Genomic DNA, 10,240 nt, shown 5'->3' with positions numbered 1-10,240 from the left:
GAACTAACCGACCTGGCAGCCTAAACCGGTGTCAATAAAATCGGGAACACTCTACACCGGGTGTGCTGGCCGCCGCGACGAGCGGCGGCAGGTACGGGCGGACGGCAGGTACGGGCGGGCGGCAGGTACGGGCGGGCGGCAGATCCACGAGGGCAGATCGGGCTGCCGGCTCCGCCATCGTCCGCGCGGCCGGCTCGCACACCCCGCGAAGCGAGACACACCCCGTCGACGAAGTGTGGGGTGCGACGACGGAGTGTGCGGCGGTGCCGCAGTGGATGGGCGAGGACCCGTCGAGTGTGGGCGCACGGGCGGGCCGAACCCCGCGACTCGCGGTGCCGGAACTCCCGACACGCGGTGCGCCACCCCGCGTCTCGCCTCTGTGATCACTGGAGGCGTGCGCGCAGGGCTCCTCGGACGGCCGCAACCGCACGGAAGTCCTGACCACTGCACCGACCGCACATCATGAACGCGGCGACAGCCCCTGGTGATCGCTGGTGGTGTGCAGGTGCGCCCGGCCAGACAGCCGTCGCTGCACTCAGACTCGATCATGGGGCGGAGGGTCGGGAGCGTGCGTCGAAGAAGGGCAACCACGGCACGGAGGCGGCTGGCCACGGCGTCGCTACACCTCATCACTGCGCCGACCGCGGCTGATGATCACTCATGACGTGCACGTGCGGCTGCTCGAGCTGCCGCCGCTGCACACAAACGCTGATCACGAGCGGAGGGCGTCGAGAAGCTCGCGACTCGCCGGAGCCCAGAGCCCGACTCGCGGAAGCCCAGAGCCCGACTCGCGGAAGCCCAGAGCCCGACTCGCGAAAGCCCGGAGCCCGACTCGCCAATGCCCACAGCCCGACTCGCCAATGCCCACAGCCCGACTCGCCGAAGCCCACAGCCCGACTCGCGGGAGCCCAGAGCGCGACTCGCGGGGGACGCGTCCTCGGAACGCAGCGGGGCGCCCGGGCCTGCGGGCCCGGGCCCGGGCGCCTCGTCGGGGTGCTTCTGCTAGTTGCCGCCGGGGTTGAGGGTGACGGTCTCGGGCTGGTAGCTCGCGCCCACGACGTCCACCCCCTCCCCCTTGAGCATCGCGATCGCCTTGGTCACGTAGTCGTTGGTGTAGGCCTGCGGGTCGGGGTCCTTGGTCAGCACGGTCTGGCCGTCGGCGTTGACGGCGGTGCGGGCGACGTTCACCGTCTGCGCCCACAGCGCCGGGTCGATCGTGCCGGCGCCGGCGGCGGGCGACGGCCAGATCAGCTTGTTGACCTCGTTGACCTGCCACAGCTGGTGGCTGGCGCCGAGCTTCGACCCGGCCTTGACCACGATGTCGCGGCAGGCGCTGACGTTGTCCCGGCAGTACGCCCAGCCCTTGATCGACGCCGCGACGAACCGCACGGTCCGGTCCTGGTACGCGGGGTCGGAGAGCTTGTCGGTGCTCGCCCAGATCGCGTCCTGCAGCATCGCGGTGCCGTCGGAGTTCCAGTCGACCAGCGTGAAGTCCGACGGCTGGTACAGCTTCCCCGTCGCGGGGTTCTGGGCCTCCAGCACCTGGGCGTACTCGTTGTACGACATCGCCTGCGCCGCGTCGATCTCGCCCGAGAGCAGCGCCTGCATGTCGAACTGCTGCTGCACGAGAGTGACGTCCGACGGCTTCAGCCCGGCCTTCGTCATGCCCGCGAACAGCTCGAACTCGTTGCCGAAGCCCCAGTTTCCGATCTTGCGGCCGGCGAACTGGGCGGGCTGGGTGATCCCCTTGTCCGCGAACGCCACCTGCCGGGTGCCGGAGCGCTGGAAGATCTGTGCGACGTCGGTGATCGCGGCGCCCTGCTCGCGCGAGGCGAGGGCCTTGGGCACCCAGGCGATCGCGTAGTCCGCCTGGCCCTGCGCCAGCACCGTCTGCGGGACGATGTCGACGCCGCCCTCCTTGATCCGGACGTCGAGCCCCTTCTCCCGGTAGTAGCCCTGGTCGATCGCGGCCAGGTAGCCGGCGAACTGGCCCTGGGTGAACCACTGCAGCTGCAGGGTCACCGGCTGCAGGCCGCCGGCGGTCGTGGCGCCGCCCGAGGCCTGCTGGCCGGCCGGCGTGGTGGAGCAGGCGGCCAGCGCGACGGCCGCGACGGCGCCGATCGCCGCCAGGGCCGTGCGGCCGAAACGGGGTCTCTTCACGAGGCACCTCCGGGGCGGTTGCGGGTCACGAGCCGCTCGGCGAGCAGCCCGGCGAGGAAGAACAGCAGCCCCAGGACGATCGAGGCGGCGACGAAGGCCCACGCGCGGGCGTAGGCGGTGTTGGCGGCGGCCGAGGAGATCCGGCTGCCCAGCCCGTTCTGCAGGCCGCCGAAGTACTCGGCGACGATCGCGGCGATCACCGCGGCGGGCGCGGCGAGCCGCAGCCCGGTCATCACGTACGGGATCGCCCCGGGCAGCCGGACGAACCGGGTGTACTGACGACGGGTGGCGGCGAGGGCGACCATGAGCTCGTCGTGCACCGGGCGGACCTGGCGGAGCCCGCGGGCCGTCGAGACGAAGACCGGCACCACGACCACGACCGTCACGACGAGGCGCCGCGGGATCTCGGTGGTCGAGCCGAACATCGTGGTGAACACGGGCGCCAGCGCGACGATCGGGATCGCGCTCGCGGCCAGCACCACGGGTGTGATCAGGTCCGACACCACGCGCACACCGGCCGCGAGGATCGCGAGCAGCACCCCGAGGACGAACCCGAGCACCAGCCCGACCAGCGCGTTCCCGCCGGTCACCGCGGTCGTCTGGAGGATCACCGGCAGCTGCGCGCCGATCTGCTCGGCGATCGCCGTCGGCGCCGGCAGCAGGAAGGCGGGCAGACCACCGACCGTGACGACCAACTGCCACAGCACGAGGACCGCGATGCCGAAGAGGACCGGCGCGACGACGACCGACGCGCCACGGAACCGGCGCCCACGCCCGACGACGGCACCGACCCCGCCTGCGCCACCGACACCACCGGCCGCGTCGACAGCACCGACCCCACCGGAGCCACCGACACCACCGGAGCCGACACCACCGGTCCCGCCGGCCCCGCCGGACCCCACGGCTCTGCTCCCGTCCGCGCTCATCCCGCCGGCCCGTCCGTCGCGGCGCCCTTGCGCAGCGCCTCCCGCACGGCGGTGACCGCCTCGAAGAACGCGCCGGTCTCGCGGACGTCCTCCACGGCCTCGGGGTCGAGGGAGTCGGGTACGAGGTCGTCGGCGGCCACCGGCGGGCGCCGCCCGGCGATGATCTCGGTGATCCGACCGGGCCGCGGTGACATCACCACCACCCGGTCCGAGAGGACGACCGCCTCGGGGATCGAGTGCGTCACGAACAGGACCGCGGCCCCGGTCTCCCCCGCGATCCGCAGCAGCTCGGCCTGCATCCGCTCGCGGGTCATCTCGTCGAGGGCGCCGAACGGCTCGTCCATCAGCAACAACCGCGGGCTCGGCGCGAGCGCCCGCGCGATCGCGACCCGCTGCTGCATGCCGCCCGACAGCTCGGCCGGCCGGGACCCCGCGAACTCCGTGAGCCCGACGAGCTCGAGCAGCTCCGCCGCCCGGCGCCGGCGCTCCGCCTTCCCCACCCCGTGGACCTGCAGCGGCAGCTCGACGTTCTCGGCGACGGTCCGCCAGTCGAGCAGGCCGGCCTGCTGGAACGCGATGCCGTAGCGCTGGTCGAGCCGGGCCTGCCGGGCGCTCGTGCCGGCGACGGCGACCGATCCGGCGGTCGGTTCCTCGAGGTCCGCGACCACCCGCAGCAGCGTCGACTTGCCGCAGCCGGACGGGCCGATCAGCGACACGAACTCGCCGGCGTCGATCGTCAGGTCCACCCCGGCGAGCGCCCGCACCGACCCGAAGGCCTTGTCGACCCCCTGCAGCTCCACGGCCGCGGTCCCGGTGCCGGTCACGCGACGCTCCCCCGGTAGCGGCGCAGCCCCAGCTCCAGCAGCCCGACCGCGCCCGCGGCCACCAGGCCGAGGACGGCCGCGCCGAGGATGGCGGCGTACATCTGTGACGGATCGCCGGTGGCGGACTGCGCATACTCGATGATCAACCGTCCGATCCCGCCGCGGGTACCGGTGGAGATCTCCGCGACGATCGCGCCGACGACCGCGGCGGCCGCGGCCAGGCGCACCGCCGGGACCAGGTACGGCACCGATGCGGGGAGCCGGAGCCGCAGCAGCGTGGTCCACCAGCCCGCGGCCAGGCTGCGGAACATCTCGACGTCGGCCCTCCGCGGGGAGGTGAGCCCGCGCAGCATGCCGACCGAGATCGGGAAGAAGGCGAGGTAGGAGGAGATCACCATGACGCTGGCCCACGGCTGCCAGGCCCAGCCGGCGATCGCGATCTTCCCTCCCCAGCCCGCGACCAGCGGCGCGATCGCGATCAGCGGGACGGTCTGCGAGGCGATCACGTAGGGCAGCACCGCCTTCTCCGCGACGGCGAACCGCTGCATGAGCACGGCGAGCAGCATCCCGGCGATCCCGCCGAGCACCAGCCCGCCCAGCGCGAGGCCGAGGGTGAACAGCGCACTCGAGGCGATCGCCGCGGCCACCGACCGCGGCTCCGCGGCGCCCGCGACCTCCGGGACACCCAGCCGGGCCAGCACCGTCCACACGTGCGGCATCGCGGCGTCGTCGGTGCGGGGCAGGACCCGGGTGCCGCCGAGGGTCACGCCACCGGCGGGCAGGACGAGCTTGGCCAGCTCCCACAGCGCGACCAGCAGGGCGAACCCCGCGAGAGCCCACGCCGCGGCGCGCAGCCTCCGACCGCCCCTGCTCCCCATGCAGCCCCCTCGCTCGCCGGCGGTGATCCCGGACGATGGCGAATCCTGAGAGATTGGCATGACCACCGCGTTACCGACAGGTTCCCGGTGCTCTCATCCGGGCCGGCGTGGTCACGACTCGGCAACGGGGTGACGGCGCGCGCACCGGAGGTGACGATCGTGGGTCGTCGCGCCGATGACCCCTTGCGCGCGCAGGCGTCGCGGCAGCAAGGTGGCCGCTCCACGTTCCGCGCGAAGGGGGGCTTCGATGTCGCGAACCGTCCGGGGGGCGATCCTCCAGGCCAAGTGGACCGGCGACACCGCGTCCATGATCGACGTGCACGAGTCCTACGCCCGTGCCGCCGCCGAGCAGGGCGCCCGGGTCATGGGCTTCCAGGAGGTCTTCAACGCCCCGTACTTCTGTCAGGTCCAGGAGTCCGAGCACTACCGCTGGGCCGAGCCGGTGCCCGACGGGCCGACCGTGCAGCGCATGGCCGCGCTCGCGAAGGAGCTCGGCATGGTGCTGGTCGTGCCGGTCTTCGAGCTCGAGAGCGCCGGGAACTACTACAACACCGCCGCCGTGATCGACGCCGACGGGACGGTGCTCGGCAAGTACCGCAAGCACCACATCCCGCAGGTCAAGGGGTTCTGGGAGAAGTACTACTTCAAGCCGGGCAACCTGGGCTGGCCGGTGTTCGACACCGCGGTCGGCAAGGTCGGCGTCTACATCTGCTACGACCGGCACTTCCCCGAGGGCTGGCGCGCGCTGGGCCTCGCCGGCGCCGAGATCGTGTTCAACCCCAGCGCCACGAGCCGCGGGCTGTCGGCCTACCTCTGGCAGCTCGAGCAGCCGGCCGCCGCCGTCGCCAACGAGTACTTCGTCGCCGCGATCAACCGGGTCGGCGTGGAGGAGTACGGGGACAACGACTTCTACGGCACCAGCTACTTCGTCGACCCCCGTGGGCAGTTCGTGGGCGACGTCGGCTCCGGCACGGACGAGGAGCTGATCGTCCGTGACCTCGACCTCGACATGATCGACGAGGTCCGCCAGCAGTGGGCCTTCTACCGCGACCGCCGGCCCGACGCCTACGGCCCGCTGGTGCAGTCATGAGCGCGTCCGCGAGCGGGTCATCGGCACGGCGCGAGCTGTACGACCGCACCCGTGCGGTCCTGCCGAGCTGGCTCTCGCTCTACTACGCCGAGCCGATCGAGCTCGACCACGGTGCGGGGCGGCACGTCTGGGACGCGGACGGGAACCGCTACCTGGACTTCTTCGGCGGCATCCTCACCACGATGACCGAGCACGCGCTGCCGGCGATCACCGAGGCCGTCGCCGCGCAGGCCGCGAAGATCGTCCACTCGTCGACGCTGTACCTGAACCGGCCGATGGTGGAGCTGTGCGAGGAGATCGCCGAGGTCTCCGGCATCCCCGACGCCAAGGTCTTCCTCACCACCAGCGGCACGGAGGCCAACGACGCCGCGCTGTTGCTGGCCAGCGCCCGCAACGGCGCGAACCAGATCCTGGCGCTGCGCAACAGCTACCACGGCCGGTCCTTCTCGACGATCGGGATCACCGGGAACAGCGCGTGGTCGCCGACCTCGCTCTCGCCCTTCCAGACCTACTACGTCCACGGTGGACAGCGATACCGCTCGCCGTTCGCGCACCTGTCCGACGACGACTTCGTGGCGGCCTGCGTGACCGACCTGGAGGACGTGCTCGACCAGACGGACGGCCGGGTGGCGGCGCTGATCGCCGAGCCGATCCAGGGCGTCGGCGGCTTCACCTCGGGGCCCGACGGCGTGCTGGGCGCGTTCGCCGAGGTGCTGCGGGCCAGGGACATCCTCTGGATCTCCGACGAGGTGCAGACCGGTTGGGGCCGCACCGGCGAGCACTTCTGGGGCTGGCAGGCGCACGTCGAGCAGGGCGGCCCCGTCCCCGACATCGTCACCTTCGCCAAGGGCGTCGCCAACGGGCTGTCGATGGGCGGTGTGATCGCGCCGGCGTCGATCATGGACAACCTGCCGGCGAACTCGATCTCCACCTTCGGCGGCAGCCCGATCACCTCGGCGGGGGCGCTGGCGAACCTGCGGCACCTGCGCGAGCACGACCTGCAGGCCAACGCGGCCAAGGTCGGCCGGATCCTGCTCGACGGGCTGCGGGCGGCCCGGATCCCGATCGTCGGCGACGTGCGGGGCAAGGGCCTGATGATCGGCGTCGAGCTGGTGGAGCCGGACTCCGGAAGCCCCGGCAGGCCGGCGCCGGCGCTCGCCACCGTGGTGCTGGAGGGCTGCCGGGAGCGCGGGCTGCTGGTCGGCAAGGGCGGACTGCACGGCAACGCCCTGCGCATCGCTCCCCCGCTGTCGCTCACCGCGGAGGAGGCCGAGGAGGGGCTGGCGATCCTGGTCGAGGCGCTCGAGTCGGCCGCCGTGGCGGCGCGCGGGGGTGCCTCGTGAGCACCGGCTCCGCACGCTCCGCCACCCTCGCGATCCGCAGCGGCACCGTGATCACCGCCGCCGACGAGGTGGTGGCCGACGTCCTCGTCGAGGGCGAGAAGGTCGTCGCGCTGACCGCACCCGGTGCGCTCGACCTCCGCGCCGACACCGAGCTCGACGCGGCCGGCCGCTACGTGATCCCCGGCGGGGTCGACGCGCACACGCACATGGAGATGCCCTTCGGCGGGACCTTCGCCGCGGACACCTTCGAGACGGGCACCCGCGCGGCCGCGTGGGGCGGCACGACCACGATCATCGACTTCCCGATCCAGTCGGTGGGCCGCTCGCTGCGCGAGGGTCTCGACGCCTGGCACGCGAAGGCCGCCGGGAAGTGCGCCATCGACTACGGCTTCCACATGATCCTCTCCGACGTCACCGACTCCTCGCTGAAGGAGATGGAGGTGCTCGTCGGCGAGGGCGTGACCAGCTTCAAGCTGTTCATGGCCTATCCCGGCGTCTTCTACTCCGACGACGGGCGGATCCTGCGCGCCATGCAGAAGGCCGGCGAGACCGGCGGCCTGATCATGATGCACGCGGAGAACGGGATCGCCATCGACGTGCTCGCCGAGCAGGCCCTCGCCCGTGGGCAGACCGATCCGCGCTACCACGGCGACGTCCGGCACGCGCTGCTCGAGGCCGAGGCGACGTACCGGGCGATCCAGCTGGCCCGGGTCGCCCGCGCGCCGCTGTACGTGGTGCACCTGTCGGCGCAGCAGGCGCTCGCCGAGATCGCGCACGCCCGCGAGATCGGCGTCAACGCCTTCGCCGAGACCTGCCCGCAGTACCTGTTCCTGTCCACGGACGACCTGGCGCGGCCGGACTTCGAGGGCGCCAAGTACGTCTGCTCGACGCCGCTGCGACCGGCCGAGCACCAGGCCGCGCTGTGGCGGGGGCTGCGCAACGACGACCTCTCCGTGGTCTCCACCGATCACTGCCCGTTCTGCTTCAAGGGGCAGAAGGAGCTGGGGCGCGGGGACTTCACGAAGATCCCGAACGGGCTGCCGGGCGTCGAGACCCGGATGGACCTGCTGCACCAGGGCGTCGTCGACGGGCACATCTCCCGGCGCCGGTGGATCGAGCTCGCGTGCGCCACCCCGGCCCGGATGTTCGGCCTCTACCCGCGCAAGGGCACGATCGCGCCCGGCTCCGACGCCGACATCGTGATCTACGACCCCACCGCGGAGCACACGCACTCGGCCGAGACGCACCACATGGCCGTCGACTACTCCTGCTACGACGGCCGGACCACCACCGGGAAGGTCGAGACCGTGCTCTCCCGCGGCAAGGTGATCATCGCCGGCGGCGAGTACCTCGGCTCACCCGGCCACGGCGCGTTCCTGTCCCGCGACACGTGCCAGTACCTGCGCTGATCGGGAGGTGAGTGCGGTGGAGATCGGCCTGGTGCTGCAGACGGACCCGCCGGCGTCGACCGTCGTCGACCTGATGGTGCGGGCCGAGGAGCTGGGCTTCGGCCACGGCTGGACCTTCGACTCGCACGTGCTCTGGCAGGAGCCGTTCGTGATCTACAGCCGGATCCTCGAACGGACCTCGCGCCTCGTCGTCGGGCCGATGGTCACCAACCCGGGCACCCGGGACTGGACGGTGCTGGCCTCGCTGTTCGCCACGCTCGACGACATGTACGGGCCACGCACGATCTGCGGCATCGGGCGCGGCGACTCGGCGATGCGGGTCCAGGGCCGCCCGCCGACCACGCTCGCCCGGCTCGAGGCGTCGATCGAGGTGATCCGCGGGCTGACGGCCGGGCGGACCGTCGACCTCGGCGGGACCGAGGTCCGGATCCCGTGGGTTTGCGAGGGCGCGCCTGCCGTACCGATCTGGGTCGCGGGCTACGGGCCGAAGGCGCTCGCGCTGGCCGGGCGGTGCGCCGACGGCTTCGTGCTCCAGCTCGCCGACCCGTACCTGGTGGAGTGGACGATCAAGACGGTGCGTGCCGCGGCCGCGGAGGCGGGTCGCGATCCGGACGCGATCACCATGTGCGTGGCGGCGCCGGCGTACGTGACGGACGATCTCGCACACGCCCGGGACCAGACGCGCTGGTTCGGCGGCATGGTGGGCAACCACGTCGCCGACCTGGTGACCCGCTACGGCGAGACCTCCGCGGCGGTGCCGCCCGAGCTCACCGGCTACATCAAGGGTCGCGCCGGTTACGACTACAGCCACCACGGCCGGGCGGGGAACCGTACGACCGACTTCGTGCCCGACGAGGTCGTCGACCGGTTCTGCCTGCTCGGGCCGCCCGCGGCGCAGCGAGAGCGGCTCGCCGAGCTGGCCGGGCTCGGCGTCGACCAGTTCGCGGTCTACGCCATGCACGACGACCGCGAGGCGACGATCGAGGCCTACGGGGCGGAGGTCATCGGCCGGGTCTGACCCGCGCGGCGGGCGCCACGGACGTCGTCCGCCGGCCGGATCCCGAGCGCCGGGACCAGCCGGCGGTGCAGATAGCCGCGCAGGGCGTCCTCGTCCGCGGCGTCGCCGTCGAACCAGACCAGGGACAGCAGGAACCGGATGACGGTCTCGGCGATCTCGTCGAGCTCGGCCTCCAGCTCGGGCTGGAACCGGAGCACCGGGGTGAGGAACCGCTTCGTCATCGCCAGCGCCTCGGCGGAGAGACTGGCCCTGGCCAGCGCGAACGTCGACCGGTCCGGGAAGGCGACCGGGGCCAGCGCCGGCTGGGTGCGAAACTCGTAGCGGGCGCGCAGGGTGGTCTCCACGACGAGCTCGGCCGCCGAGCCCGCTCCGCGGGCGCTCTCCCAGATCCGCTCCACGATCTGCTCCGACAGCCGCAGCAGGGCCGACTCCACGAGCTGCTCCCGGGAGCCGAAGTGCCGGTACACCGTGGGCCGCGAGACTCCGGCCCGCCCGGCCACGGCGCTCAGCGAGGTGCCGTCGAACCCCGTGGCGGCGAGGCACTCGACCGCGGCGTCGAGGATCCGCGTACGCACGTCCACGACGGCATTCT

9 protein-coding genes are annotated in these 10,240 nt (G+C 72.4%); 4 read left to right on the top strand and 5 right to left on the bottom strand.

The window, feature by feature from the left end; translation table 11 throughout:
* Positions 1–1,002: 1,002 nt before the first annotated feature.
* Genes LWC33_RS12165 through LWC33_RS12150 form a run of 4 tightly spaced genes read right to left on the bottom strand, consistent with a single transcriptional unit; the run spans position 1,003 to position 4,788 of the window.
* Positions 1,003–2,160: an ABC transporter substrate-binding protein gene (locus LWC33_RS12165; RefSeq protein ID WP_233304403.1), complete on the bottom strand. Its 1,158-nt coding sequence runs from the start codon at positions 2,158–2,160 to the stop codon at positions 1,003–1,005.
* The gene (locus tag LWC33_RS12160; RefSeq protein WP_233304402.1) at positions 2,157–3,086 is read right to left on the bottom strand and encodes an ABC transporter permease; all 930 of its coding nucleotides are present in this window, start codon (positions 3,084–3,086) and stop codon (positions 2,157–2,159) included. The genes LWC33_RS12165 and LWC33_RS12160 overlap by 4 nt, the downstream gene beginning before the upstream one ends.
* Positions 3,083–3,910 carry an ABC transporter ATP-binding protein gene (locus tag LWC33_RS12155; RefSeq protein ID WP_233304401.1) on the bottom strand — a complete coding sequence of 276 codons (828 nt, stop codon included), beginning with the start codon at positions 3,908–3,910 and terminating at the stop codon, positions 3,083–3,085. The genes LWC33_RS12160 and LWC33_RS12155 overlap by 4 nt, the downstream gene beginning before the upstream one ends.
* Positions 3,907–4,788, bottom strand: coding sequence for an ABC transporter permease (locus LWC33_RS12150; protein WP_233304400.1), 882 nt, complete (start codon positions 4,786–4,788; stop codon positions 3,907–3,909). The genes LWC33_RS12155 and LWC33_RS12150 overlap by 4 nt, the downstream gene beginning before the upstream one ends.
* A 247-nt stretch (positions 4,789–5,035) precedes the next feature.
* On the opposite strand from LWC33_RS12150, the gene LWC33_RS12145 reads away from it, so the two are divergent.
* Genes LWC33_RS12145 through LWC33_RS12130 form a run of 4 tightly spaced genes read left to right on the top strand, consistent with a single transcriptional unit; the run spans position 5,036 to position 9,648 of the window.
* On the top strand, positions 5,036–5,878 hold the full coding sequence (locus LWC33_RS12145) for a nitrilase-related carbon-nitrogen hydrolase (protein WP_233304399.1): 843 nt from the start codon (positions 5,036–5,038) through the stop codon (positions 5,876–5,878).
* Positions 5,875–7,221 (top strand): aspartate aminotransferase family protein, encoded by a 1,347-nt coding sequence (locus LWC33_RS12140; protein ID WP_233304398.1) that lies wholly within the window; start codon positions 5,875–5,877, stop codon positions 7,219–7,221. Before LWC33_RS12145 ends, LWC33_RS12140 begins: the two co-directional genes overlap by 4 nt.
* Positions 7,218–8,630 (top strand): dihydropyrimidinase, encoded by a 1,413-nt coding sequence (gene hydA / locus LWC33_RS12135; protein ID WP_372476596.1) that lies wholly within the window; start codon positions 7,218–7,220, stop codon positions 8,628–8,630. The genes LWC33_RS12140 and hydA overlap by 4 nt, the downstream gene beginning before the upstream one ends.
* A gap of 16 nt (positions 8,631–8,646) precedes the next feature.
* A complete protein-coding gene (locus LWC33_RS12130) occupies positions 8,647–9,648 on the top strand; it encodes a TIGR03842 family LLM class F420-dependent oxidoreductase (RefSeq protein WP_233304397.1) in 1,002 nt (333 codons plus the stop codon).
* Here the strand turns inward: LWC33_RS12130 and LWC33_RS12125 are convergent.
* On the bottom strand, positions 9,618–10,229 hold the full coding sequence (locus LWC33_RS12125) for a TetR/AcrR family transcriptional regulator (RefSeq protein ID WP_233304396.1): 612 nt from the start codon (positions 10,227–10,229) through the stop codon (positions 9,618–9,620). The two genes, LWC33_RS12130 and LWC33_RS12125, sit on opposite strands and share 31 nt — an antisense overlap.
* Positions 10,230–10,240 lie beyond the last annotated feature (11 nt).

It is taken from the genome of Pseudonocardia terrae (assembly GCF_021343995.1).
Lineage (GTDB): Bacteria > Actinomycetota > Actinomycetes > Mycobacteriales > Pseudonocardiaceae > Pseudonocardia > Pseudonocardia terrae.
This window is presented reverse-complemented; position numbering and strand designations above follow the sequence as displayed.

Bases quoted from the DNA above. Each gene is read 5' to 3' on its own strand.
- LWC33_RS12150 (WP_233304400.1), bottom strand. From the start codon at position 4,788: ATGGGGAGCAGGGGCGGTCGGAGGCTGCGCGCCGCGGCGTGGGCTCTC.
- LWC33_RS12160 (WP_233304402.1), bottom strand. From the start codon at position 3,086: ATGAGCGCGGACGGGAGCAGAGCCGTGGGGTCCGGCGGGGCCGGCGGG.
- LWC33_RS12145 (WP_233304399.1), top strand. From the start codon at position 5,036: ATGTCGCGAACCGTCCGGGGGGCGATCCTCCAGGCCAAGTGGACCGGC.
- LWC33_RS12140 (WP_233304398.1), top strand. From the start codon at position 5,875: ATGAGCGCGTCCGCGAGCGGGTCATCGGCACGGCGCGAGCTGTACGAC.